Annotated in this window: 20 protein-coding genes and 1 pseudogene; 15 read left to right on the forward strand and 6 right to left on the reverse strand. The window is 69.4% G+C overall.

The features are described 5' to 3' along the window. Nucleotides 1-138 precede the first annotated feature (138 nt). The 10 genes from ACIA8X_RS30960 (at nucleotide 139) to ACIA8X_RS31005 (ending at nucleotide 14,194) form a co-directional block, all read left to right on the forward strand. Nucleotides 139-1,179, forward strand: coding sequence for a LacI family DNA-binding transcriptional regulator (locus ACIA8X_RS30960; RefSeq protein ID WP_393444318.1), 1,041 nt, complete (start codon nucleotides 139-141; stop codon nucleotides 1,177-1,179). A gap of 148 nt (nucleotides 1,180-1,327) precedes the next feature. After that, entirely contained in the window at nucleotides 1,328-2,569 is a 1,242-nt protein-coding gene (locus ACIA8X_RS30965) for an extracellular solute-binding protein (RefSeq protein WP_399459651.1), read from the forward strand. A 10-nt stretch (nucleotides 2,570-2,579) separates the two neighbouring features. Next, the gene (locus ACIA8X_RS30970) at nucleotides 2,580-3,566 is read left to right on the forward strand and encodes a carbohydrate ABC transporter permease (protein WP_399459652.1); all 987 of its coding nucleotides are present in this window, start codon (nucleotides 2,580-2,582) and stop codon (nucleotides 3,564-3,566) included. Then, entirely contained in the window at nucleotides 3,563-4,393 is an 831-nt protein-coding gene (locus tag ACIA8X_RS30975; protein WP_399459653.1) for a carbohydrate ABC transporter permease, read from the forward strand. Before ACIA8X_RS30970 ends, ACIA8X_RS30975 begins: the two co-directional genes overlap by 4 nt. Nucleotides 4,394-4,460: 67 nt before the next feature. Next, the gene (locus ACIA8X_RS30980) at nucleotides 4,461-6,224 is read left to right on the forward strand and encodes an amylo-alpha-1,6-glucosidase (RefSeq protein ID WP_399459654.1); all 1,764 of its coding nucleotides are present in this window, start codon (nucleotides 4,461-4,463) and stop codon (nucleotides 6,222-6,224) included. A 270-nt stretch (nucleotides 6,225-6,494) separates the two neighbouring features. After that, nucleotides 6,495-7,952 (forward strand): hypothetical protein, encoded by a 1,458-nt coding sequence (locus tag ACIA8X_RS30985; protein ID WP_399459655.1) that lies wholly within the window; start codon nucleotides 6,495-6,497, stop codon nucleotides 7,950-7,952. A 413-nt stretch (nucleotides 7,953-8,365) separates the two neighbouring features. Next, a complete protein-coding gene (locus tag ACIA8X_RS30990) occupies nucleotides 8,366-10,135 on the forward strand; it encodes a hypothetical protein (RefSeq protein ID WP_393444306.1) in 1,770 nt (589 codons plus the stop codon). 230 nt (nucleotides 10,136-10,365) lie between these two features. Continuing rightward, nucleotides 10,366-10,992, forward strand: coding sequence for a glyoxalase (locus tag ACIA8X_RS30995; protein WP_399459656.1), 627 nt, complete (start codon nucleotides 10,366-10,368; stop codon nucleotides 10,990-10,992). 484 nt (nucleotides 10,993-11,476) lie between these two features. Further along, nucleotides 11,477-13,117: a TlrC/CarA/OleB/SrmB family ABC-F type ribosomal protection protein gene (locus tag ACIA8X_RS31000; RefSeq protein ID WP_393444301.1), complete on the forward strand. Its 1,641-nt coding sequence runs from the start codon at nucleotides 11,477-11,479 to the stop codon at nucleotides 13,115-13,117. Nucleotides 13,118-13,297: 180 nt separating this feature from the next. Continuing rightward, nucleotides 13,298-14,194: a LysR family transcriptional regulator gene (locus tag ACIA8X_RS31005; protein ID WP_393444299.1), complete on the forward strand. Its 897-nt coding sequence runs from the start codon at nucleotides 13,298-13,300 to the stop codon at nucleotides 14,192-14,194. A gap of 73 nt (nucleotides 14,195-14,267) precedes the next feature. On the opposite strand, the gene ACIA8X_RS31010 is transcribed toward ACIA8X_RS31005, so the two are convergent. Then, complete coding sequence (locus tag ACIA8X_RS31010) at nucleotides 14,268-15,038, reverse strand: SDR family oxidoreductase (protein WP_399459657.1); 771 nt, start codon at nucleotides 15,036-15,038, stop codon at nucleotides 14,268-14,270. Between the two features lie 249 nt (nucleotides 15,039-15,287). Here ACIA8X_RS31010 and ACIA8X_RS31015 point away from each other — a divergent pair, with 249 nt between their 5' ends. Together ACIA8X_RS31015 and ACIA8X_RS31020 are read left to right on the forward strand one after the other, a co-directional pair. After that, nucleotides 15,288-15,854: a PadR family transcriptional regulator gene (locus ACIA8X_RS31015; RefSeq protein WP_393444294.1), complete on the forward strand. Its 567-nt coding sequence runs from the start codon at nucleotides 15,288-15,290 to the stop codon at nucleotides 15,852-15,854. Nucleotides 15,855-15,940: 86 nt separating this feature from the next. Beyond that, on the forward strand, nucleotides 15,941-17,659 hold the full coding sequence (locus tag ACIA8X_RS31020; protein ID WP_393444291.1) for an acyl-CoA dehydrogenase family protein: 1,719 nt from the start codon (nucleotides 15,941-15,943) through the stop codon (nucleotides 17,657-17,659). Between the two features lie 189 nt (nucleotides 17,660-17,848). Here ACIA8X_RS31020 and ACIA8X_RS31025 read toward each other — a convergent pair whose 3' ends face one another. After that, nucleotides 17,849-18,511: a pyridoxamine 5'-phosphate oxidase family protein gene (locus ACIA8X_RS31025; RefSeq protein WP_399459658.1), complete on the reverse strand. Its 663-nt coding sequence runs from the start codon at nucleotides 18,509-18,511 to the stop codon at nucleotides 17,849-17,851. 160 nt (nucleotides 18,512-18,671) lie between these two features. On the opposite strand from ACIA8X_RS31025, the gene ACIA8X_RS31030 reads away from it, so the two are divergent. Further along, the gene (locus ACIA8X_RS31030; RefSeq protein ID WP_399459659.1) at nucleotides 18,672-18,893 is read left to right on the forward strand and encodes a GNAT family N-acetyltransferase; all 222 of its coding nucleotides are present in this window, start codon (nucleotides 18,672-18,674) and stop codon (nucleotides 18,891-18,893) included. Nucleotides 18,894-18,917: 24 nt separating this feature from the next. On the opposite strand, the gene ACIA8X_RS31035 is transcribed toward ACIA8X_RS31030, so the two are convergent. The 4 genes from ACIA8X_RS31035 to ACIA8X_RS31050 all read right to left on the reverse strand — a co-directional run bounded on the left by ACIA8X_RS31035 (nucleotide 18,918) and on the right by ACIA8X_RS31050 (nucleotide 22,090). Beyond that, nucleotides 18,918-19,919 carry a threonine/serine dehydratase gene (locus tag ACIA8X_RS31035; protein ID WP_399459660.1) on the reverse strand — a complete coding sequence of 334 codons (1,002 nt, stop codon included), beginning with the start codon at nucleotides 19,917-19,919 and terminating at the stop codon, nucleotides 18,918-18,920. Between the two features lie 120 nt (nucleotides 19,920-20,039). Next, nucleotides 20,040-20,657, reverse strand: coding sequence for a TOPRIM nucleotidyl transferase/hydrolase domain-containing protein (locus ACIA8X_RS31040; protein WP_399459661.1), 618 nt, complete (start codon nucleotides 20,655-20,657; stop codon nucleotides 20,040-20,042). Nucleotides 20,658-20,738: 81 nt separating this feature from the next. Next, nucleotides 20,739-21,458, reverse strand: coding sequence for a DinB family protein (locus ACIA8X_RS31045; RefSeq protein ID WP_399459662.1), 720 nt, complete (start codon nucleotides 21,456-21,458; stop codon nucleotides 20,739-20,741). Nucleotides 21,459-21,595: 137 nt separating this feature from the next. Continuing rightward, nucleotides 21,596-22,090, reverse strand: a complete 495-nt coding sequence (locus ACIA8X_RS31050) for a hypothetical protein (protein WP_399459663.1) — start codon at nucleotides 22,088-22,090, stop codon at nucleotides 21,596-21,598. Between the two features lie 231 nt (nucleotides 22,091-22,321). Between ACIA8X_RS31050 and ACIA8X_RS31055 the strand changes: the two are divergent. Both ACIA8X_RS31055 and ACIA8X_RS31060 read left to right on the forward strand, forming a co-directional pair. Beyond that, a pseudogene (locus ACIA8X_RS31055) lies at nucleotides 22,322-23,157 on the forward strand (alpha/beta hydrolase). A 180-nt stretch (nucleotides 23,158-23,337) separates the two neighbouring features. Next, a complete protein-coding gene (locus ACIA8X_RS31060) occupies nucleotides 23,338-24,177 on the forward strand; it encodes an alpha/beta fold hydrolase (protein ID WP_399459664.1) in 840 nt (279 codons plus the stop codon). Nucleotides 24,178-24,223: the final 46 nt, after the last annotated feature.

Here is a 24,223-nt window from a genome sequence, read left to right on the forward strand (position 1 = left end):
CTTCTGACATGGATTGAACGGCGGTTCCCGGAAGTTCGCGCAAGGTGTTGACAGCGGGCTCGACCGCTCCTAGCTTCCCTGGCAGCGAACCGGTTCGACACCCGGCTCGCTTCGGAACCGGTTCGACGAAGGAGTGCCGTGAACATCGGTGAGATCGCCAAGCGGGCCGGTGTCTCGCGGAGCACCGTGTCGTACGCGCTGAGCGGCAAGCGCCCGGTGTCCGACGAGACCCGGCAGAAGATCCAGCGGGTCATCGACGAACTGGGCTACCGCCCGAACGCCAGCGCCCGTGCCCTTGCCAACGGCCGGACCAGCACCCTCGGCCTGGTCTTTCCGCCGGCCGGCAACCACTACACCGGCATGCAACTCGACTTCATCGGCAGCGTGGTGGAGGCCGCCGCGGCCTACGACTACGACGTGCTGCTCTCCCCGAGCGGCGTGGACAGCGACCGCTCCTTCCAGCGGCTGCTGGCCGAGCGGCGAGTCGACGGCGCGATCCTGATGGAGATCAGGCTCCAGGACGACCGGATCGACCACCTCGTCGCCGAGAACTTCCCCGCCGTCTGCATCGGTCGCACCGCGCAGCCGGACGGAGACTGGTGGGTCGGGCTGGATCACACCGCACTGACCGCCGCCTGCGTCCACCACCTCGCGGACCTGGGCCATCGCAGGATCGCCTTCGTGAACCGGCCCGAGCACCTGCTGCGCGCCGGCTACGAGTCGGCGCACCGCGGCCTCGACGGCTTCACCAAGGCGGCGGCCGAGCGCGGGCTCACCGTGCGGACGTACTGCTGCGGCGACGACGCCGCCTCCGGCCAGGCATGCGTGGAGCGGATCCTGCACGACGATCCGGCCACCACGGCGCTGGTCACCCTGAACGAGGCCGCTCTGGGCGGTCTGTACCGGGGGCTGGCCGTGGCGGGCCTCCATGTGCCGCGTGATTTCTCCATCACGGGAGTGGTGGCGGGCCGGTGGGCGGAGACGGTGACCCCGCAGCTCACGGCGGCCGACGTGCCGGCGGAGCAGATGGGGCGCCTCGCCGTCGAACTGCTCGTCGAGCGGCTCGATCACCCCGACGCGGCACCGCGCCACCATCTCCTCGCGCCGCCCGTCTCGCTCCGCTCGAGCACCGCACCCGCCTACCGGCACCCGGTTTCCGACACCGACCTCAACCACTGAGAGCTGTCCTTCTCATCCCCGCGCTCGACAGCCGTCGTAGGTAAGCACCGTTCATTCACCTGCCCCGCTCGGCCGGCAGTCCTCCCGAGGCTCTCCTCGGCATGCCCTCTTTTCGGTGTGCCGCGCCCACATCTCTAAGGAAAGCGCCATGAACAGATCCACCGGACGGCGGCTCACCGCCGTGGCCCTGACCGTCGTCGCCCTCACCACCGGCATCACCGCCTGCTCGTCCGGCGGCAGCACGAGCACGCAGGGCGAGGACAGCGGCACCTACACCATCTGGGACCCGTACCCGCAGTTCGCCAAGGACTCGGCGTGGGCGAAGCTGCTCGACGGCTGCGGCACCAAGGCGGGCGTGAAGATCAAGCGGACCGCCTTCGACACCAGCGACCTGACGAACAAGGTCCTGCTGGCGGCCCAGCAGGACAACTCCCCGGACGTGCTCATCGTCGACAACCCGGTCGTCTCCACGCTGGCGGAGGCCGGCGTACTCACCACGACCGACGAGAACAAGGTGGACGTCTCGAAGGTGAGCCCCAACCTGCTTGCGGCCGGTCAGTCGAGCGGAAAGACATACGGCACCCCGATCGGCGCCAATACCCTCGCGCTCTATTACAACAAGGAGGTCCTGAAGGCCGTTGGTGTCGATGTCGCCTCGATCAAGGACTGGCCGTCGCTGACGGCGTCGCTGGAGAAGGTGAAGAAGGCGGGCATGAAGGGCATCACGTTCTCGGCGATCGGGACGGAGGAGGGCAGCTTCCAGTTCCTGCCGTGGTTCTGGGGTTCGGGCGCGAAGCTCACCGAACTCGACTCCGCCCAGGGTGTGTCGGCGCTGTCGCTGTGGACCGACTGGCTGGAGAAGGGGTACGCGCCCAACTCGGTCATCAACAACACCCAGACGACCAGCTGGCAGGAGTTCGCGAGCGGCGACTACGCCTTCGCCGAGAACGGCACGTGGCAGCTCGCCAATGCCGAGAAGGCGGGCTTCGACTACGGCGTCCTGCCCATCCCCGCCGCCACCGGGGGTAACGCCGCGGCCCCCACGGGCGGGGAGTTCGTCACCGTTCCCGTCCAGGGCGACACCGGCCGCTACACCACCGCACAGAAGCTCGTGACCTGCCTGACCAGCACGGAGAACCTCTACGCCACCGACACCACACTCTCCTACGTGGCCCCCACCACCGAGGTGCAGGACAAGCAGGTGGCCTCCGACGCCAAGCTGAAGCCCTGGGTCGATGCGGTCGGCGCGGCCAAGGGCCGTACCAGCGACGACCTCGGCACCAAGTACCCCAAGATCTCCGAACAGATGTGGAAGGCGGTCCAGACCGCTCTCAGCGGCGCCAAGTCCCCCAAGGACGCGCTCACTTCGGCGCAGAGCGCGGTCAAGTGATGTGCGGCCGATGAAGCAGACGACACACCCGCCCCGACATCACCCCGGGGCCGACCGGAAGGGGTCGGCCAACGCCGCCCCGCTCCCGCCCCGTTCCGCCTCCCCTCGCAGCCGCCCCAGTTCGCAGCAGTGGGCCGCGTGGGCCTTCCTCACCCCGGTCACCCTTTACCTCGGCCTGTTCTACGCCTATCCGCTCTACCGCAACCTCGATCTGAGTCTGCGCAACTACACGGTCCGCTCCTTCGTCCAGGGCGACGCGCCGTTCACCGGCCTCGCCAACTACCGGACCATCTTCGACGACCCGACCTTCGCCCCCGCGCTGGTGCACACGATCGTGTTCACCACGGTCTGTCTGTTCTTCCAGTACGCCATCGGCCTGGCCCTCGCGGTCTTCTTCAACCAGCACTTCCGGCTCTCGGCGACCCTGCGCGCCCTGTTCCTCGTCCCGTGGCTGCTGCCGCTGATCGTGTCGGCCTCCACCTGGTCGTGGATGCTGAACAGCGACTCGGGTCTCGTCAACGCCGTGCTGAGCGCGGTCGGAGCCGATCCGGTGAACTGGCTGACCTCGCCGTCCTGGTCGCTGACCTCGGTGATCATCGCCAACATCTGGATCGGCGTCCCGTTCAACCTGGTCGTGCTCTACAGCGGCCTGCAGTCCATCCCCGGCAGCCTGTACGAGGCCGCCGCCCTCGACGGCGCGAGCGCGTGGCGGCGCTTTCGGAGCATCACCTTCCCCCTGCTGCGTCCGGTGTCCGCCATCACCCTGCTGCTCGGCCTCGTCTACACCCTCAAGGTCTTCGACATCATCTGGATCATGACCAAGGGCGGCCCGGCGGACTCGTCCACCACCTTCGCCACCTGGTCCTACCGGCTCGGCTTCGGTAACCTGCTGCCCGCCTTCGGCCCAGGAGCGGCCGTCGGCAACCTGCTCGTCGTCGCCGCCCTGGTCTTCGGCCTGGTGTATCTGAGGGTCCAGAGAAGGCAGGCGCCGGCATGAACTCCCTGCACCGGCGCCGCCGTACGGGGTGGAAGACGGCCCTCGGCCTGGCGCTCACCGCGGTCATGCTCTTCCCGGTCTACTGGATGCTCAACGTGTCCTTCACCCGCGACCAGGACATGCGCAGGAGCCCGCCCGACCTGTTCCCCACCCACGGCACTCTGGCGGGTTACCGTGCCGTCTTCGACCAGCAGTTGCCCTACCTCGGCACCAGTCTCGTCATCGGTCTGGGCACCGTGGCCCTGACCGTGCTCCTGGCCGCGCCCGCCGGCTACGCGCTCGCCAAACTGCGCCCGCGCGGCGGCGGTGTGCTCAGCTTCCTCTTCCTGGTCGCCCAGATGATCCCCGGCATCATCATGGCGATGGGCTTCTACGCCATCTACCTCAGCCTCGGGCTGCTCCAGTCGGTACCGGGCCTGATCGTGGCGGACTCCACGCTGGCGGTCCCCTTCGCCGTACTCATCTTCACCGCGTTCATGTCCGGCATCCCGGAGGAACTGCTCCAGGCCGCCAAGACGGACGGGGCCGGGCCCCTGCGCACGTTCCGGTCGATCGTGCTGCCGATGAGCCGCAACGCCGTCGTCACCGTGTCGCTGTTCGCGTTCCTGTGGTCCTGGTCCGACTTCGTCTTCGCGAGCACCCTCGCGGGCGGTGGCGCCCACGAGCCGATCACCCTCGGCATCTACCACTACATCGGCAACAACAACCAGGAGTGGAACGCCATCATGGCCACCGCCGTCGTGGCCTCGCTGCCCGCAGCGGTCATCCTCGTCCTCGCCCAGCGCTATGTCGCCGCCGGCGTCACCGCCGGAGCGGTGAAGGACTGACCCTGAGCCGACCACGGCGCTGCCCCTCGCCGGCCCCGGCCTCTGCCCAAGAAATGAGTAACGCCTGATGACCGCCGCCCGATCCGGCCCGGCCTTCTCCATCCACGACATCCCGTTCAGCACATACGGCTCCTGGTTCGGCATATCCCCCGTGCTCGCCGAACGGACCCGCGCCGAGGACCTGCACCTCGTGTCGCACCAGAACGGCATGCACGCCGTCCTGCGCTTCGTCCCCCTCGACGCCACGACGGGCGACCGGGCCGACACCCGAGTCGAGTCCACGCCCAGCCTGCTCGGGTGGGCCCGGGACGACGGGCGCATCGACCTCACCTACGAGTCACCGGACACCGTCCGCCTGCGAGGCGAGGGGCTGGGCCTGCGCATCACCGCGGCGGACCGGGCGCTGACCCCGTTCACGGGCACGTACTTCTACCGTGACCCGGCGGACGGCGCCCACGTGTTCACCTCGTACGAGACCGGGCGCCGCTACCGGATCACCGTACTGTCCGGCTCCGCCGTCGAAGAGACCGGTGGCCAGGCCCTCGGCGGCAGCGACCGCGGACTCACGATCAGCGCGGACGCCGGAGCGGTCTGGGAGGCGGCCGTCGAGGAACTGGACAGTGCACGCGGTCCCTACGCCTCCTCGACCAGGTTCAGCGAGGTCGTCGCGGCGGCGGAGAGGGACTTCGCCGCCTTCGTGGACGCGGTGGCCCCCTGGCGTTCGCCGGGTACCCCGGCCGCCGAACTCGCCGCGTACGTCATGTGGTCGGCGACCGTCCGCCCGGCATCCCTCGTCACCCGGCCCGCGGTGCTGATGTCCAAGCACTGGATGGACAAGGTCTGGAGCTGGGACCACTGCTTCAACGCCCTGGCCCTGGCGCCCGGGGCGCCCGACCTGGCCTGGGACCAGTTCTCGCTGCCGTTCGACCACCAGGACGAGAGCGGGGCACTGCCCGACTCGGTGACCCACTCCGAGGTCCTCTACAACTTCGTCAAACCACCCATCCACGGCTGGACCCTGTCCCACCTGCGCCGACGGCTCCCCGACCCCCTCGACCGGACGCAACTCGCCGAGATCTACCGTCGGTTGAGTCGCTGGACGGAGTTCTGGCTCACCGCGCGCCGCGCACCGGGTGCCGACCTGCCCCACTACCAGCACGGCAACGACAGCGGCTGGGACAACGCCACGACCTTCGACCCCGAACGCGTGGTCGTCACCGCCGACCTGGCCGCCTTCCTCGTCCTTCAACTCCGCGAACTCGCGGAACTGGCCGACGAGTTGGGTCTTCCCGGTGAGGCTCGCCGATGGACCCGTACCGCCGACGCGACCCAGGCCGCCATGCTCGACCAACTGTGGACAGGGGAGCGGTTCGTCGCTCGAGGCGTCGACACGTCAAAGACGTGGAGCACGTCCAGTCTGCTGGACCTGATGCCGATGGTGCTCGGGGAACACCTGCCCGACAACGTGGCCAAGGCCCTGGCCGCCAGGATCGACACCCATCTCACCCCGTACGGACTGGCCACTGAACTGCCCACCTCACCCCACTACCGCGCAGACGGCTACTGGCGCGGCCCGATCTGGGCACCTTCCACCGTCCTCATCGAGGACGGCCTGCGCCGCGCCGGCCGCCACCGGCTCGCGGACGAGATAAGCGACCGTTTCCGCGCTCTGTGCGAGACCTCCGGCTTCGCGGAGAACTTCGACGCCCTGACCGGTACGGGCCTGCGCGACCGTGCCTACACCTGGACCGCCGCCGGCTACCTCCTCCTCGCCGAAGCTCACGAACTCCGGCACGCCACACCGCCATCCGCCGCGCACGCCGACGGATGAGAACCACCTTCCGGCATCACCCAGGCGACCTTGGACTACTTCGCCCGGCGGCTCAGCGAGGTCGCCGCGCAGCTGCCCACCACCCCTGGACCGTGTGTCCACCGGCTTCTGCCGGCAGGGGTGGTACTGCCTGGGCGAGGTGGAACTGACGAGCACTGCGAGCCTGCCGTCGACGCGGCTGCTTCGCGCCGTTGTCCATGTTCGGGCCCGGGCCTGCGGCGTGGTGAGGCATCCTGGACTGTTCCGTACGCAAGAGGGTCGGGGGTCCTTATGCGGATCAGCAGTGCCGAAGAGGCCAGGCAGGCGGGGGCGGCCCTGATGTTCACGGGGCGGCTGTTGTGTCTGCTGGGGGTGGCGAGTATCGCTTACTCGGTCTATGGAATGTTCATGGGCCATCCGCAGTCCACCACATTGATGTTCGGTCTCCTCTCGGCGGTATACCTTCTCGGCGAGAGGCACCGGCGGGAGTCCCTGGTGTACATGTCGGAGTCTATTGCGCAGGAGTTCGGGTTACGCGATTCCGCGGCGCAGCGTGAAGAGCCGGGGAGTGTCCAGAGTTCCTGGAGACGCACCTTGGTCGTGCGCTACGGGATGCAGATGGGCGTGCTCCTGGTGAGTCTGGGTGCAATGATCCTCGCTCCCGTCGTCCTGGCTGTCGGCAAGGAGGTGCGTACGCAGGAGCGGACGGCCGACTGGACTGACCTGTTGTCGCTCTCCGCATCCATGGTCGTGGTCATAGCGGCGCTTGTCGGGGAGAGCAGGGCCTACGCCATGGTGATCGCGCCCCGGACCGAGGACAGCCCCGGCTCTCTCCGGCCGGTAGCCTCCATGGTCATGTGGGGGACGTTGGCCCTGCTTCCTCTGGCATACGTGGGCGCGCGGGCGGCGGCCACCGAGGGCGGGACGACCCTCAGCCTGGATATCCTCCCCGTTTACGCGATGGCAGCCTCCTTGGCAGCGCTGTGCCTGGCGCGCGGCAACCGTGTGTTCCGCCTGTATGTGCGCGCGAAGACCTCCCGGGTGGTGAACTCCCCCGACGAGGTTCAACCGCGTACCTTCTCGCTCTTGCTGAGGCCCTTCGACGAGGACCCGCGCCTGTTGCGTGACCAGCAGGTTTTCACCGCGAAGACTCTGATCAAGGGCTGGTTCTCGATCGGTGTCCCGGAGGAGCAGAAGATCTGCCGTGCCCTGAGCTGGGCCGGCCCCCCGATCGCCGTCGGCGTGCCCGGCGAGCAGCTGGCCCCCGATGGTGCCGCACGCTTCTACCTCCCTCGCCACCAGTGGCACGCCACCGTGACGACGATGATGGTGCGCGCCCGTCTGGTGGTGCTGATCCTGGGAGACAGTGACGGCGTCGCGTGGGAACTGGCCGAGGCGTTCAGGGTCGTCCCGCCGCAACGACTGGTGCTGGTCGTTCCCGTGCGTGGTGCCTCCGGATACACCACCTTGCAAAAAAACCTGCGTGAGGCGATGCGCCCACATCTCAAGCCGACGGATCAGATCCCCGATTTCCCCGAGTACGGGGGAGGCTTCGGCTTCTCGTCGAGGACCCAGGGGATCATCTACTTCACGTCCGGCTGGCGGCCCGTCTACGCGCCGTTGCGTGCCGGCCTCGAGCCCACCGACCGGCTGGCACTGTCGCTGGCGCGGGCGAGTATCCCCATCGCCGCGCAACTGCGCCAGTTCGAGTCGGGCATGCCATCGGATGTCCCGGGGAAACAGCACTGACGAGCCCCAACCGGCCAGGGGCTTCGGGATGCCCCAGGAGGGACCAGGGCGGCACCTGATCCGCAACAGCGGGCTGAGGTGCTGGAACTGTACAAACCCGCCGTCGAGACGGCGGCCGGGCTGCCCCCACCAGCCGGATTCGGCCGAGAGGAATCCAGCCAGAAGCTCTGCCGCGGGCGCACGCGTCCTGGCCCGCGCACTGCCGGGCGACGAGGCCCATGGAGAGCTCGCAGACGGCCGTCGGGGCTCCTTCGTTCGGGATCAGGCGCTGCTCTCCACCCTTCGAAAAGGGACCCATGGAGTTACCACTAAGTAGCCGACAATGATCGGTAAGGTTTGCGCCTCGTCGTTGATCGACTGTGCGCGGCCGGGGGGCCGTGGGGGAGGGGTGGGTTGTGGGCAGGTTGCCTGACGTGTTCGCGGTGCCTCGGATGATGCGGCATTTCGCGGCCACCGGCGAGGGACTGCCGCCCGACGGCACAGTGGAGGTGGACGCGCCGGATTCCGCTCTGCGGGCAGCGCTCTCCTCGGCCCGGTCAGGTGCCTGGGCACCGGCGGCGGAACTGTTGGCACAGGCGCGCATCGCCCGCGACTGGGAACGGCGCGGTGAGTACAGCTCCGCCCTGGCCGAACTCGCCCTGCACCACACCGGATGGCTCGAGGACTGGCGGCAGGAGCGGCCCTTCGATCCCGATCTCGGCCTGGTGGCGGCCGAGTTGGAGATCGACCGTGCCTGGCAGATACGTACCTCCGCGCGCGCCCGCCACGTGTCGCAGGACCAGTTCCGGGCGTTCCGCACCGTCCTGCGCGACGCGGAACCGGTGCTGCGGAAGGCCGCCGACCTCAACCCCGAAGACCCCGTTCCCTGGCGGATCCTCATCGCCCATGCCATGGGGCTCGGAGCTCCCCGCGAGGTGTTCGACGAGTATCTGGCCCGGGGGCGTGAAGCCGACCCGCATCACGTGGGGCTGCATGCCCGCGCGGTGCAGTACCTGGCACAGAAGTGGTACGGCTCGCACGCGGAGATGTTCGAGTTCGCCGAGTCGGCCGCCGCGGCGTCCCCTGAGGGTTCACCGCTGCGCGGACTGCCTCTGCACGCGGTCACCGAGTACGCGCTGGAGCACGAGGCGGGGATCGGACAGGGGCCGCTGGCGTGGTCCAGGATCGAGGGGCTTGTCGAGTCGGGCCTGGAGCTGTCCGCCGTGTTCGGGCCGGGCGACCGGCGAGCGGCGGGCTTCCGCAACCACCTCGCGCTCGCGCTGATCCGCTCCGGGCGCGAGGCCGAAGCCCTGGAGGTCTTCCGCCTCATCGGCACCGACGCGCGCACATTCCCCTGGGCGTACCTGGGCGATCCACGGGAGATCTTCCTCCTCATGCGCCAGGGAGTTCGCGCCCATGTCGCCCGCCGGACACCGTACTTCGGCGGCTCCGCACCAGCGCCGACCGCCGTCGGCCCGTCGAACGTGGCGGACACTGCGAGCACGGGGGATACAACTGACGCCGACACGACGGACACAGCGGATACGGCCCGAGCGACGCCCCCGCCCGCGGCCATGGCCATCGCTCTGGCCGGCGCACCACTGCGGGACGTCCGCGAGGCAATTCTGATCACCGGCACGACCATGCGTCTCGTCCCGGTACCCGGCAACGCCACTTTCGTCGAGACCGCGCCCTCAGCGGAACCTCCGGGCCGCCGCAAGGGCACGCGCACGACCCTGCTCGGCGAGGGCGGGCTGCCCCGGCTGGCGCGTACCTTCAGCCGGGGTGAGAAGTGGCCGGTCCTGGTGGCGGCCAAGGAGGGCGCTGACTACACCCTCCACCTGTACCGCGACGGCCGCCTGGTGACCGCTCACGCCTGGTGGGCCGACCCCGCCGAGATGCCGACGCAGGAAGAGGCACAGGACCGGGCGACCGCGCTGGCGGCTGCCTACGGAATGACGGACCACCGACCCCTCACCGCGGTACTGCGCGGTACAGGTGATCCACGACAGCACCTCGACGAGGCGTTCGCCACGCTCGGGCTGCCCTCACTCCCGGCCGGCTTCGGGTATCGCCCCGAGCCCCTGGCCGAGGTGCGGGGTGCCCAGCTGGTCGAGCGGCGGTCCTTCTTCCGCGCGATCAAGGAGTCGCTGTCCTCCGAGCGCGACCGCGCCTCCGACGGGGAGCTGCCCCCACTGACCTGACCGGACCGGACCTGATCGCGCCGCGTGGAGCGCGTGTGCGATCAGCGGCGCCGTCGTCAGCCGTACGCCCTGCCGCCACGCGTCGTCTGTCGCGAGCCTGCCGATGGTGGACCCCGGTCACCGAATGGAGCAATCCCGGCGGGATCGCGCCGTACGCACACGTCCTGGGTTCCGTTCCGGTCAGGAATTCGAGAAGCGCCGTTCTCGTGGTCGTAGCTAGCGTCTTTGCCATGACTTCCATCGCATCCGTCACCCTTGAGGTGGCCGACCCCACAGCCGCCGACCGCTTCTACACCACCGCGTTCGAGCTGGGCGGCCAGGTACGCCTGCGGGCGTCGGAGACACCGTCGACCGGCTTCCGCGGGTTCACGCTGTCGCTCGTGGTGTCCCAGCCGGCCAACGTCAACGCCCTCATCGACGCCGCCGTCGGGGCCGGTGCCGCGACGCTGAAGCCCGCCAGCAAGTCACTCTGGGGCTATGGGGGCGTCGTACAGGCACCGGACGGGACGATCTGGCAGGTCGCGTCGTCGTCGAAGAAGGACACCGGCCCGGCCACCCGGCAGTTCGACGAGCTCGTGCTCCTGCTCGGCGTCGAGGACGTGAAGGCCAGCAAGCAGTTCTACGTCGAGCGCGGCCTCACCGTGGCGAAGAGCTTCGGCGGCAAGTACGTCGAGTTCGCCACCGAGGCCGATCCCGTCAAGCTCGCGCTGTACAAGCGCCGTGGCCTGGCCAAGGTCGCCGGCGTCTCTCCCGACGGCACCGGATCGCACCGGCTCACGATCGGCAGCGATGCCGAGCCGTTCACCGACCCGGACGGCTTCGCGTGGACCACCGCGTCGGAGACCGCCTCGCTGTGAACCGGGTGACGCGGCTGCGCCCCGACATCGACGAAGGAGCCCTCTCACCGGCCGCGGTCCGCCGCGGCCGGCTCACCCTTGAGCCGGGTCGCTCTCGGATCACTCGCTACCGCTGAGGCCGCACGGCCCGTCGCCCGACGGTGACGAGGTTGGCGGGTGGTGGGGGAGGGGGGAGCGGTGGTTCCGGAGGCCATGTGCGCCACTTCCTCCCAGGTCAGGCACACATGTGGTGGGGCAACACAGTTCTGGGTCTGGGTCTGGGGCTGGGTATGCGTGCGGGCTCCATGCCTCCTCGTGAATAGCGACGAGACGTATCGTCTTGCTAATAGCTCCGTCATGTCGTACCGTCCTCCGCATGGGTTCCCTGTGAGAAAGTCGGCGCCGATGGCGTAGAGCAACGCTCCGCCATCGTCGCGCCCCATCGTGCCCTCCCATCCACCCGATCCGGCCCGGGCCGAAGCCTGCGGCCAGGAGGGATCCGCTCATGCGCGGCTCACAACTCACCCTTCACCACGTCACCAAGCGCTATCCCGGCCGCACCGTCCTCGACCAGGTGTCCTTCACTGTGAAGCCGGGCGAGAAGGTCGGGCTCATCGGAGAGAACGGCTCGGGCAAGTCCACCCTTCTGCGGCTCATCGCGGGCCAGGAGCGCCCGGACAGCGGCGAGTTGACCGTGTCCGCCGTCGGCGGCATCGGCTACCTTCCGCAGACCATCCCCCTGCCGCCGACCGCGACCGTCCAGGACGCGGTCGACCTGGCTCTCGCGGACCTGCGCGCGCTGGAGGGGGAGCTGCGGCGGGCCGAGCAGGCGCTCGGCGACGGCGCGGACCCGGTGGCGCTCGCCGCGTACGCCGCCCTTCTCCAGCGCTACGAGGCGCGCGGTGGTTACGACGCCGACCACCGCGTCGACCTCGCCCTGTCCCATCTCGGTCTGCCCGCCCTCCGTCGCGACCGACGGCTGGGCACCCTCTCCGGCGGTGAACGCTCCCGGCTGGTCCTGGCCGCCGTCCTCGCCGGCCGCCCGGAGCTGCTGCTCCTGGACGAGCCGACGAACGACCTGGACGACCAGGCCGTTCAGTGGCTGGAGGCACAACTGCGGGCCCATCGCGGCACGGTGCTCGCGGTCACCCACGACCGTGTCTTCCTGGAGCGCCTGACGGCCACGGTTCTGGAGGCCGACGCGGGAAAGGTCACCCGGTACGGAGACGGCTACGCCGGGTATCGCACCGCCAAGGCCGCGGAACGCCGCAGCCGACTCCAGGAGTACCAGGAGTGGCGGGACGAGCTGGCCCGCAACGAGCGGCTGGCCGCCGGCCACGCGGTCCGCCTCGGCGGCATCCCGCGCAAGGCCCCGCTGGCCAACTTCGGCCACGGCGGCTTCCGGGCCCGCGGCCGGGCGCACGGCGCGATGGCCCGGATCCGCAACGCCCGCGAGCGGGTCGACCGACTGACGGCGAACCCGGTGGCGCCGCCGCCGGAGCCGCTGACGTTCACCGCACGCGTCGGGACGACGGGGGAGGGCGCGGATGCGTCACCGGCCGAGCTCCCCTCCGTACAGCTGTCGGACGTACGGGTGGGAGACCGCCTCCACCTGGACTCCCTCACCCTCGGCCGCTCCGGCCGGCTGCTGGTCACCGGCCCCAACGGCGCGGGCAAGACCACTCTGCTGAAGCTGCTCGCAGCCGAGTTGCGGCCCGACGAGGGCTCGGTGCGGGTGCCGGGCCGCGTGGGCCATCTACGCCAGGACGAGACGCCGTGGCCGCCGGGCCTGACGGTGGTGGAGGCGTTCGCGCTGGGCCGGGTGGGCTCCGCCGACGAACACGCGCACGCCCTGCTGGCCCTCGGTCTCTTCCGCCCGGCGGAGCTCCGGCTACGCATCGGCGAGCTGTCGTACGGCCAGCGCCGCCGCGTGGACCTCGCACGGCTGGTATCCGAGCCCGCTGATCTCCTGCTGCTCGACGAACCGACCAACCACCTGTCCCCAGCGTTGGTCGAAGAACTGCAGGCGGCGCTGGCCCACTTCGCGGGCGCAGTCGTCCTCGTCACGCATGATCGCGCGTTGCGTACGGGGTTCAGGGGCGAGCATCTGCATGTGCCGGGGACGGCCTGTGTCCGCTTGGGGTGATGGCCGGGCGGCGAGGCCGTCGCGGCCGTCGATCTCGCGCGGGGTGGTGGTGCGTGCGGCGAGTCGGGGTGGGTCGAGCCGGCCGTGTCCACGGGAATCTTCGCCGACGGAACTGAGTTACTTCGACAACGATTTCAAACGGGGGGACCGCGGTCCACCTGCGGGGAGGGACGGGAGCCGATGAGCCTTCGTCAGTACGAGTACGCCCTGGCCGTTGCCGAGGAGGGCTCGGTGACGGCGGCCGCGGAGCTGCTGCGCGTCGCTCAACCGTCGGTGTCCCAGCAGATCCGCGGCCTGGAGCGGGAACTCGGAGTGAAACTGTTCGCCCGCACGCCGACCGGCCTGGTGCCCACCGTGGTCGGACGTGCGTTCCTGCGGGAGGCGGAGGTCGCGGTGAGCGCGGCGCGGCGGGCGAGGGCGACGGCGCGGGCCGGCGCCGACGAGCTGGTGGGCGAGCTGGTGGTCGCGGTGCAGATGGGCTTTGCCACGCGGCAACTACCGGGCGCGTTGGGCGCGCTGCGTCGCCGCTTCCCGCAGCTGGAGGTCACCGTCTTCGAGGAGCCGAGCCACGCCGAGCTGGAGCGGCTGTGCCGACGGGGCGTGCTGAACCTCGCCCTGATGGCGGCGTGCGAGCGCAGCCCCGCCGACGCCCACCACCTGGGCGACGAGGAGTTCGTCGTGGTGCTGGGCGCCGGGCATCGGCTGCTCGCCGCGGACCGGGTCGAACTGCGCGAGCTTGAGGGGGAGCCGTGGGTGAGGTTCGACCGCGACAGCGCGCTCGACGCCGTACTGCTGAAGGTGCTGCGGGACAACGATCTGACCCCGCAGACGGTCGCCCGTGTGTCCCAGACGGCGACTGCCGTGCGCTGGGCCGCCAACGGGCTGGGGGTGACGCTCGTGCCGGCCTCCGCGGTGCCCCACGGTCACGAGCACCTAGCGCGCCCGGTGTTCCCGGTCGTGTCCCAGCCCGTCCTCGCCGTGGTCCGGCACGGCGAGGGCCCGGCGGAGACGACCCTGCTCGAACTCCTGCGTAAGGAGACCTGGTCCGAGTCCCCTTCCCTCTCACCGATTTCCTGACGCCAGAGAGAAAGGAAGCGGCGCCGCGGAATTCCTCATTATCGAGGCCGACGTGTTCGGAATTCCGGAGGCGTCACCCCCTGGGGAATTCTCCACCGTCCACGACGAGATTGCTCGCGGTCAGCCAGCTCGTGCGGTCGGACACGAGGAACAGCACTGCGTGCGCGATGTCGTTGGGCTGCCCCTCACGTCCGAGGGGAGGGGTGTTGGTGGCCTGGCCGGGCCCCTCGTCCAGACGCGCCCACTGCTCCCGCGTCGCCTCGCCGCCCGGGGTGGCGGTCCTGCCGGGAGACACGGTGTTGACCCGGATCCCGAACGGGGCCAGCTCCGCGGCCAGTCCCCGGCTGTAGTTCTCCAGCGCCGCCTTCGCCGCCGTGTAGTGCAGGAACGGTGGTGGCGTTGGGGGGACCGCCGCCGAGGAGACGTGCACGATCGCTCCCGAACGCCGTTCCCGCATCCCCGGTGCCAGCAGCGAGTCCAGCCGCACGGACGCCAGGAAGTTCAGGTCCAGCGCGTCCTGCCACACCTCGTCGGGGATGGCCAGAGCTCCCTTGTACGGTTGCGCCCCACCCGCGTTGTGGACCAGGACGTCCACCCCGCCGAGCACCTCCTGCGCGGCCGCGGCGAGCGCCTCCGCGCCGGCCCGTGTCCGTACGTCGGCCGCCACGAAGCCGGCCCCCTCCGGCCCCGTGTTCGTCGCCGCCCTGGCGGTCGTGAGCACCTCGGCACCGGCGTCCAGGAGTTGGCGCACGACGGCCGCTCCGATTCCGCGAGTACCACCCGTGACCAGGGCCCGCTTTCCCGCGAGTTCCCGCGTTCCTGATCCGTTCTCCATTGTCGTCATTCCATCGGTCCTCTCGATCGTGAAATCTCCGCTCGATCGAAGGTACGGCCGGAAAAGAAAGAGAGGCAAAGACCAAAAGTCAGCACCAGCTATAGGGAATTCCTATGCCCCCCAGGCCCTCGCTGGGGCCGGGTCCGTTCGACCGCGACGACCCACTGGGCGAGTCCTGCACCGCCCCAGGGCGTGAGCCCCGTCTCACCCGGGCGCCACCCCTTGGCTATGCAACGAGTTGCATATGAGGATCTGGGCATGGCGCTCGAACACGCGATCCTCGTCTCCCTGCTGGAGAAGCCGGGCTCCGGCTACGAGCTGGCCCGGCGGTTCGAACGATCCATCGGATACTTCTGGACCGCCACGCACCAGCAGATCTACCGCGTCCTCAAGCGCATGGAGAGCGACGGCCTGCTCAGCGTCCGCGGGTTGCCGCAGCAGAGCCGGCCGGACAAGAAGGAGTACTCCGTCGTGGGTCCCGGCCGCGCCGCCCTCTCACAGTGGCTGCACGAACCGATCGAACCCGAGAGCATCCGGCACGAGCTCGCCGTGAAGATCCGCGGCGCGGCCTTCGACGACCCGTCCCTGCTGATCCGTGAGGTCGAACGGCACCGGCAGGTGCACAGCGACCGGCTCGCGCACTATCTCGCCGGGGAACTGCGCGACTTCACCGGCCCGGCGGCCCCCGCCTCGCTCGACGCCGGCCAGGAACTGCAGCATGTCGTGCTGCGCGGCGGCATCGCGTACGAGCGCATGACGATCGCCTGGCTCGACGACGTACTCGCCACCCTCCGCCGCCTCGGCACGCCCCACCCGCACAACTGAGCCGTCGGCCACCGCCGCCCGCGCTCCGCGACCTCCATTCCCGCACTCTTCACCCTCAACCCTCAACCCTCGGAAGGCGGACCTCCATGGCCGACTCCCTCCTTTTCAACCCGCGCACGTACGACCCGGCGCAGTTCGACCCCGAGACCCGCCGGCTGCTGCGTGCCACCGTCGACTGGTTCGAGGACCGCGGCAAGCGCAGGCTGATCGAGGACTACCGTTCCCGCGCCTGGCTGGCCGACTTCCTCGCGTTCGCCGCCAAGGAAGGGCTGTTCGCCACCTTCCTCACCCCGGCGTCCGCCGCCGGCGACAAGGACCAGCGCTGGGACACGGCCCGGATCGCCGCCCTCAACGAGATCTTCGGGTTCTACGGTCTCGACTACTGGTATGCATGGCAGGTGACCATCCTCGGTCTCGGACCGGTCTGGCAGAGCGACAACACCGCGGCTCGCGCCCGCGCGGCGGAACTCCTCGGCCAGGGCGAGGTGTTCGCCTTCGGCCTCTCCGAGAAGACCCATGGCGCCGACATCTACTCCACCGACATGCTGCTGACGCCCGACGGCAACGGCGGCTTCAGGGCCACGGGCTCCAAGTACTACATCGGCAACGGCAACGCCGCCGGGCTCGTCTCGGTCTTCGGCCGACGCACCGACATCGAGGGCCCGGACGGCTACGTCTTCTTCGCCGCCGACAGCCGCCACCCGGCCTATCACCTCGTGAAGAACGTCGTCGACTCCTCGAAGTACGTCAGCGAGTTCCGCCTCGCGGACTATCCGGTGGGCCCGGACGACGTCCTGCACACGGGCCGGGCCGCCTTCGACGCCGCCCTCAACACCGTCAACGTCGGCAAGTTCAACCTCTGCACCGCCTCGATCGGCATCTGCGAGCACGCGATGTACGAGGCGGTCACCCACGCCCACAACCGCATCCTGTACGGCCGCCCCGTCACCGCCTTCCCGCACGTGCGCCGCGAGCTGGCCGACGCGTACGTCCGCCTCGTCGGCATGAAGCTGTTCTCAGACCGCGCCGTCGACTACTTCCGTTCCGCCTCGCCGGACGACCGCCGCTACCTGCTCTTCAACCCGATGACGAAGATGAAGGTGACCACGGAGGGCGAGAAGGTCATCGACCTGATGTGGGACGTGATCGCCGCCAAGGGCTTCGAGAAGGACACCTACTTCGCACAGGCCGCCGTCGAGATCCGCGGGCTGCCCAAGCTTGAGGGCACGGTCCACGTCAACCTCGCGCTGATCCTCAAGTTCATGCGCAACCACCTCCTGAACCCGGCGGAGTTCGCGGCCGTACCGACCCGCCTCGACGCCGCCGACGACACCTTCCTCTTCGAGCAGGGACCGGCCCGCGGCCTGGGCTCCGTGCGTTTCCATGACTGGCGTCCCGCCTACGACGCGTATGCCGGGGTGCCGAACGTCGCCCGCTTCCGGGAGCAGGCCGACGCCTTGTGCGAGTTCGTCGCCACGGCAGCGCCCGACGAGGAGCAGAGCCGCGACCTCGATCTTCTTCTCGCCGTCGGCCAGCTGTTCGCGCTGGTGGTGCACGGCCAGCTGATCCTGGAGCAGGCCCGCCTGACGGGCCTCGACGAGGACGTGCTCGACGAGCTGTTCTCCGTCCTCGTCCGCGACTTCTCCGCCTACGCCGTCGAGCTGCATGGCAAGGACTCCGCCACTGCGGCTCAGCAGAGCTGGGCGATCGGTGCGGTCCGGCGACCCGTCGTCGACGAGGCGCGTTCGGGGCGCGTCTGGGAGCGTGTCGAGGCACTGTCCGGGGCGTACGAAATGGCGCCGTGACAGCGAGCCGAGGGGACTCGGCGACACGTGACGGCTATGCCCCGCGGGAGCTGTGACGCTCGTACCGTGGCCCTCCGCGCGACCTGCCGCGCCGAGGCCACGGTACGTGGTGCCGACTTCGCTGCTTGCCGGCCGTAGTCATCGCCAGGGCGGGCGCCGCCGGGTCACGCCCGTCGGCACCGTCACGGGTCAACCCCTGCCCGGCAGGGATCCGGTGCGAGTTCCGGCAGGCTGCTCGCCCTCGTGCGCCGGGGACTCGTGCTCGGCGCGGGGGACGAAGTAGTCGGCGTCCTTTGGCCGCTGGGCCCCCGGGCGGGGACGCGGCGCCGGCACGAGGTGGGGGATGTGCTTGGAGCAGTGCACATACGCCTCCTCCACCGTGATGTGCACCCAGAATTCGGGCCTGCGTCCTGGAGCGGTGTCCACAGGAAGGCGGGGGTAGGCGCGCCGTTGGTCCTCGTCCCGGTGGAGCCGAGCGGCGCCATTGACGTGCAGGCCGATGTGGTCCTGGGCGAAGTCGACGAAGAGCAGGCCGATATGCGGGTTCTCGGTGATGTTCCCCGCACTGGCGAGGACCCCGTTGCCACGGTACTCGGGGTAGGTGAGGGTGCCGTCGTCCAGCACGGTGACGAAGCCCGGGGGACCGGCACGGAACGTGACGTCACAGGCTCCGCCGGCGTCCGACGTGGACAGGAACGCCATGGTCTGCCGCCCTATGAAATCCGCCATCTGCGGGGTCAGACGGGTCTGCACCTGGCGGTCGTAGAAAGTGGCGGCCTGGTCGGCCGTGCCGAGAAGGTGCTGCAGGCGGCGCTCGCCGACGGAGCCGGTGGACTCGTGGGTGTGGTTCACGGAACGCGCTGCCTTCCTATGGCCTTCAGCTGGGCGTGGGGAGCGACGGCACTCTAACCCTGGATGGAGCACCCTGTCGTGGTCCGCACAGGTAAGCGATGCCCCATCACGGACATTACGATCTACGAGTGGCGGGGCGACTTCGGCAATGCTGGCCTCAATGGGCTCCAAGCTGACGGTTCATGCTGTCGTCCTGGACACGGTCGTCGCCCGGCATTGCCGGGGAAAGGGAGTCGGTGCCGAGCTCGTCGCAACGGCGGCCGAGGAAGCGCGTGCCGCGAAGTGCGAGTGGCTTCACGTCGACTTCGAGGAGCACCTGCGTTCGTTCTATTGCGATGTCTGTGGCTTCAGCGAAACGACAGCCGGTCTGATCGCTCTGTAGCAACGTGGGCCAAGCCCGGGGCGGTCAAGACCGGTGGAGGGGAGCCGTCCCGACCCAGCGGTGGTAGGCGTCCAGATCGACGTTGCTGCCGCACACGATGGTGACGACGTGTCGGCCGGCGAAGCGGTCACGGTCTTCGAGGATCGCCGCGATGCCGAGCGCGGCCGAAGGCTCGACGACGAGGCCGGCATGGTCGAGGAGCATCCGCATACCGGCGATGATCGACGCCTCCTGGACCAGGACGGCGTCGTCAGCGACCAGGAGCAGGTCGTCCAGGACGGCCGGGATGGGACACCGGCCGGCGACGCCGTCAGCGATGGTGTCGGTCGAGTCGGTGGTGACGACACGTCGCCTGTGCCACGAGCGTGTCAGCGCCGGTGCGCCCAGCGGCTGGACGCAGATCACCTCGACTTCGGGTGCCAGGGCCTTCACGACATGACCCACACCGGTGGCCAGCGCCCCGCCGCCGAGAGCGATCAGGACGGTGTCGAACGACGGCGCGGTGTCCACCAGCTCCAGGCCGATGGTCGCCGCGCCCTCGCAGGTCTCGATGTCCAGGCTGTCTTCGACCAGCCGGATGTCGTCATACCGTGCGATGGCCGCCGCCCGCTCGCGGGCCGTTTCGTGGTCGCCGTCCACCAGCTCCAACCCGGCGCCCCATGCGCGGATGCGATCAAGCTTGGCCCGAGTCGCGAAGCGGGATGCCACGACTGTGATGTCGAGTCCCCGGCCGCGACCGGACCACGCGAGGGCCTGGCCAAGATTGCCCGCGCTCGCGCACACCGCGGCTCGCGAGGCTTGGTCGGCCAGCAGGCTCGCGACTACCTCGGTGCCGCGGGCCTTGAAGCTGCGGACCGGGTTCGCCGTTTCGAGCTTGATGCTCACCGCGCACCCGAGACCGGACTCCAGCGCCTCGCAGCGGTACAGCGGAGTGTCGAGAAAGACCGGGTCGATGACCTGGCGAGCCGCCCGGATCCGATCAGTGTCGAGACGCGTCTCCAGCACGACACAGCAGCGTAGTGCCATGGGCGCTGGTTCCCTGAGCAACAGGCAGTAGTTGCAGGTCGGTTGAGGGGTGTCACGCCGGGGCGGACCCCTCGGGGCGTTCGACGAGGCGACCGCTCTCGAAGCGGGTGCCGGCCGCTGTCAGAGGCTGGCCAGCAGGCCGACGAGCGGGGCGGGTACGTGGTCGGGGTCGAGGGCGTCGACGAGGACGCGGCCGTAGTGGATCTTGCGCCCCTTCTTCGTGCCGAGGAACCGCCGCAACTGCTGGTGGGCGGTGCGTCCTTGCTGCGCGGGCTGGGACCGGAAGGTCCGCAGGGCGCGCAGGTCACCCTCCCCTCGTACGAGTTCCTCCACCTGGCCCGTGCCCAGGGCGCGGATGAGCTCGTCCTCCAGGTCCGCCGCGCAGACGAAGTACCTCGGCGGTGCGGCACCGGCCTGCTCCAGGGCACGGGTGTAGTAGCGCCGTTCTCTTTCGTCGCAGAGCCCCGTGAGGCGCAGGCCCAGGCCGGGTGGACCGAGGAGACGGGCGTAGCGCCCGACGTTCATGGCGCCACCCATGGTCAGGACGCAGATTCCCTCGGCCTCCAGGTCCCGGCCGCGCCGCTCGGCCAGCGCATTGACCGCCGCCACGTCGCTCGGTCCTTCGAGCAGGACGGCCGCCCGCACAGGCAGCCGCGCGGCCAGTTCGTGTGCGTGGCCGTCGGGGCCGCCGGCCGCCCACGCGGTGACCGCCTCCCGGAACGCCCCAAAGTCAGCCATGAGACGAGTCTCCGCCCGTTCCCGATCCCCACGCCAGGGAATTTCCTCCCCGGAACCCGTCCTCCCGACCCGGACCCGGCTCTACCCGCGTGCGCTGAAGCGGGCTTGCCACAGGTCACGCAGGAGGGCGATCTCGGCCATGTGGTGGATGAATTCGAGGTTGGCCCCCCACAACACGTCGAGGTACGACTCGTCGGGATTGGAGCCGTACGGGTACTGGGAGAAGCCGACGGTGTCGAGTTGTGCGTCGGTCACGGTGCCGACGCTGTCGCGCCAGCGGTCGATCAGTGCCCAGAACCGCTCGAGTGCCAGGGTGGCGCTGGGGGTGAAGTCGACCAGCAGTTTCGGCTCGTGCCGCCGTTCGCCGAAGGTCCACTCCCATTCGCCCGCGAAGCAGTAGTGCAGGTGCCCCAGCCGCCACGCGATCGTCGTCACCGGGGTCACCTCGGGCTCCGGCGGGCCGGAGTGGTTGAGGATCGCCTCGACCTGCTCGACGCTGACGCTCCAGTCGTCGGCGATCTTGGCAACCGACATGCCGTCGGCCGCCTGCCGGGCGACCTCGGCGTACTCGCCCGCCGGGATGTAGGGGGCGCCCTGGTCGAGCACCCAGTCGCCGGGCCCGAACGCCCTGGGCGTCGTCGCCTCGCTCCGGCGCCGGATCGACCAGCAATCCGGTACCGGCTCCCACAGATACTCCTCGTCGCTGAGCCCCGTCAGCCGCACCTGCGCCCTCTCCCTGGCGCAGTCGAACTGCTCGGTCAGCAAACCCAAACGGCCGGTCCGCACACGCCCAGTCCCCATGCCCGGCTCCCCTCGCGGTCACCCACCTCGCTCTGCCCAGCCGGAGGGTAGCGGCCAACTCCTCCCGGGCACCACAGATTTAGGAGGGGGGTTGAGGGCTGTCAGCCCGGTCCCGGGCAGAGGTCGCGCCTGCGAGGTCAGCCTTCCACCAGGTCGCCGTTGCTCCAGGCGTAGGCCTTGCCGTCCTTGACCACCACTCGGAACTGGTACTGCCCGGAGCAGTCCGGTCGTCCGTCCCCCTCGCCGATTCCCTGTCCCCACCAGTCCGCGACGAGCGACGGGCTGTCGCCGAAGACGCCACCACTGGAGCAGCCCTTCCCGTTGTCGAGCTTCGGCCGGCCGTCGGCGAGCGTGAAACGGATCAGCTCGGCGTTGCCATCGGTCTGGATCTTGACCTTGATGTCCGTGGCATCTTCGGGGACCCAGTCCGGAAGGACGAACATTCCCTCGCCGTCGCCCACTTGGGGAGCGTCGCGCGTGGTCGCGAAGGTCTTGACCCGTTCCTTGAGGAAGTGGTCGTTGAACGCGTCCGGGAAGGACTCGTTGTGCTGTTTCAGAACCGGCGTGATGGCCCAGGCGCCGGCGCACAGACCCACGCACACACCAACGATGATTACGGTCTTCTTCTGCATGTCCGTCCAAGCATCAACATGGCCGCCCGCCTGCGCGGGTCAGCCGGACGGCCGACGGTCAGCCACCCGTGGGACAGACGGGAACGGAGGGCAAGCGGTTGCAGTCTGGGCGCAAGATCCCGCGCTACCGAACCCCGGGGTGGTTCGGGTCGGGGTGTGTCACAGGTTTCGCACCTTCTTTGTCATAAGGGCAAAACCAGGGCAAAAGCCCGATGGCCAAGGAGTGCAGTGATGATGAGTCCCGTTCTGGAACCTGCAGCTCAGACGCTTGCCGATGCGACGGCCAACCCGCCGTTTCTGTACGAACTAGGCCCTCAGGGCGCTCGGAAGGTCCTGGACGACCTCCAGGCGTCACCCGTGGAGAAGCCGGACGTGGAGGAGAAGTGGATCACGGTGCCCGCCGATGTGGGCGATGTGCGGGTACGTATCGTCAGGCCCGTCGGCAGCCAGGGCGAGCTGCCGGTCGTCCTGTACGTGCACGGTGGCGGCTGGGTCCTCGGCAACGCCGGCACTCATGACTTTGGATCACCGAGAAGGGTGCTGGGGAAGACCTGGACGCTTCCCGGCTGGCGGTGGCCGGCGACTCCGTCGGCGGCAACATGACCGCGGCGCTGACCCTCATGGCCAAGCAGCGCGGTGACGTGACCTTTGTCCACCAGTCGTTGTACTACCCCGTGACGGACGCGGCTCAGGACACCGACAGCTACCGGGAGTTCGCGAACGGGCCCTTCCTCACCGCGAGGGGCATGGCCTGGTTCTGGGACTGCTACACCACCGACCCCGCCCAGCGGGCGGAGATCACCGCCTCGCCGCTGCGCGCGAGCCTTGAGGAGCTGCGCGGGCTACCGCCGGCGTTTGTCATCGTGGACGAGAACGACGTGCTGCGGGACGAGGGCGAGGCGTACGCCCGCAAGCTGTCCAAGGCCGGCGTGCCCACCACGAGCATCCGCTACAACGGCATCCTGCACGACTTCATGATGCTCAACCCCCTGCGGCACACGCAGGCCACAACCGCTGCGACGGAGCAGGCCATCCATACCCTGCGCACCGTCCTTCACAGCAGCTGAGAGTCCTGCGCTGTTCAGGCGCAGCACCTGAAGAACGAGCAGCGCTGAAGCCGTTCACTCGGCTGCCTGCCCGCCTCGGTGCTCGTGCGCATCCATGACCCGCGGCAGCCGCCCTGCCCTGCCGCGGCCATGTCCACCTGACCGGACATGGTCGAAACCTTCGCCTCGAAAGGGCTCCTCATGTACTGTCTCCCGCGCCTTCGGCGTGCCCGCACCCCTCTCACCCTCGTAGCCACGGCGGCTGCCGCTGCCGGCCTTTTCGCCACGACGGTCGGTCCGGCGAGCGCTGCCGAGACCATGTCCGCAAAGGGCGGCAAGCCGACCGTCGTGCTCGTGCACGGCGCATTCGCCGACTCCTCCAGCTGGAACGGCGTCATCAAACAGTTGAAGAAGGGCGGCTACCCGGTGGTGGCCGCGGCCAACCCGTTGCGGGGTCTGAGCAGCGACGCCGCCCTGGTCAAGAACCTGCTGGCCAGCATCGACGGGCCCGTGGTCCTCGTCGGGCACTCCTACGGCGGAGCGGTGATCAGCAACGCTGCCTACGGCTCCGCCAACGTCAAGGCACTGGTGTACGCCGACGCCTTCCTCCCCGACAAGGGGGAGAGCGCCAATGAGCTGGTGAGCAAGTTCGAGGGCAGCGTCATCGGCGACGTTCTGCGTCCCGTCCCGATCACCAACCCCGACGGGTCCAAGGACTTCGACTTCTACATCGACCAGTCCAAGTTCCGTCAGGCGTTCGGTGCGGACGTCCCCGCGGACACCGCCCGTCTGATGGCGGTCTCCCAGCGTCCCGGGACCGGCACGGCCCTTAACGAGCCCTCTGATGAGCCTGCCTGGAAGACCATCCGTTCCTGGGCCCTGGTGGGCTCCCATGACCAGATCATCCCCAGGGATGCTCAGGTCTACATGGCCGAGCGCGCCAACGCCCACATAGAGGAGATCCAGTCCTCCCACGCTGTGAGCGTGTCCCACCCGGACGTCACCCGTGTCATCGAGGAGGCGGTACGGACGGTCCGCTGACCGGCGCTTTCCGTGGGCGGCGCGGTATGCCGCCCACGGGAGCGAA

Origin of the sequence: Streptomyces sp. NPDC051738 (assembly GCF_044453205.1) — a bacterium.
GTDB lineage: Bacteria > Actinomycetota > Actinomycetes > Streptomycetales > Streptomycetaceae > Streptomyces.

Coding starts and splice junctions, on each gene's coding strand:
- ACIA8X_RS30965 (WP_399459651.1), top strand. CDS start 1,328: ATGAACAGATCCACCGGACGGCGGCTCACCGCCGTGGCCCTGACCGTC.
- ACIA8X_RS30970 (WP_399459652.1), top strand. CDS start 2,580: ATGAAGCAGACGACACACCCGCCCCGACATCACCCCGGGGCCGACCGG.
- ACIA8X_RS30975 (WP_399459653.1), top strand. CDS start 3,563: ATGAACTCCCTGCACCGGCGCCGCCGTACGGGGTGGAAGACGGCCCTC.
- ACIA8X_RS30980 (WP_399459654.1), top strand. CDS start 4,461: ATGACCGCCGCCCGATCCGGCCCGGCCTTCTCCATCCACGACATCCCG.
- ACIA8X_RS30985 (WP_399459655.1), top strand. CDS start 6,495: ATGCGGATCAGCAGTGCCGAAGAGGCCAGGCAGGCGGGGGCGGCCCTG.
- ACIA8X_RS30995 (WP_399459656.1), top strand. CDS start 10,366: ATGACTTCCATCGCATCCGTCACCCTTGAGGTGGCCGACCCCACAGCC.
- ACIA8X_RS31000 (WP_393444301.1), top strand. CDS start 11,477: ATGCGCGGCTCACAACTCACCCTTCACCACGTCACCAAGCGCTATCCC.
- ACIA8X_RS31005 (WP_393444299.1), top strand. CDS start 13,298: ATGAGCCTTCGTCAGTACGAGTACGCCCTGGCCGTTGCCGAGGAGGGC.
- ACIA8X_RS31010 (WP_399459657.1), bottom strand. CDS start 15,038: ATGACGACAATGGAGAACGGATCAGGAACGCGGGAACTCGCGGGAAAG.
- ACIA8X_RS31015 (WP_393444294.1), top strand. CDS start 15,288: ATGGCGCTCGAACACGCGATCCTCGTCTCCCTGCTGGAGAAGCCGGGC.
- ACIA8X_RS31020 (WP_393444291.1), top strand. CDS start 15,941: ATGGCCGACTCCCTCCTTTTCAACCCGCGCACGTACGACCCGGCGCAG.
- ACIA8X_RS31030 (WP_399459659.1), top strand. CDS start 18,672: ATGGGCTCCAAGCTGACGGTTCATGCTGTCGTCCTGGACACGGTCGTC.
- ACIA8X_RS31035 (WP_399459660.1), bottom strand. CDS start 19,919: ATGGCACTACGCTGCTGTGTCGTGCTGGAGACGCGTCTCGACACTGAT.
- ACIA8X_RS31040 (WP_399459661.1), bottom strand. CDS start 20,657: ATGGCTGACTTTGGGGCGTTCCGGGAGGCGGTCACCGCGTGGGCGGCC.
- ACIA8X_RS31045 (WP_399459662.1), bottom strand. CDS start 21,458: ATGGGGACTGGGCGTGTGCGGACCGGCCGTTTGGGTTTGCTGACCGAG.
- ACIA8X_RS31050 (WP_399459663.1), bottom strand. CDS start 22,090: ATGCAGAAGAAGACCGTAATCATCGTTGGTGTGTGCGTGGGTCTGTGC.
- ACIA8X_RS31060 (WP_399459664.1), top strand. CDS start 23,338: ATGTACTGTCTCCCGCGCCTTCGGCGTGCCCGCACCCCTCTCACCCTC.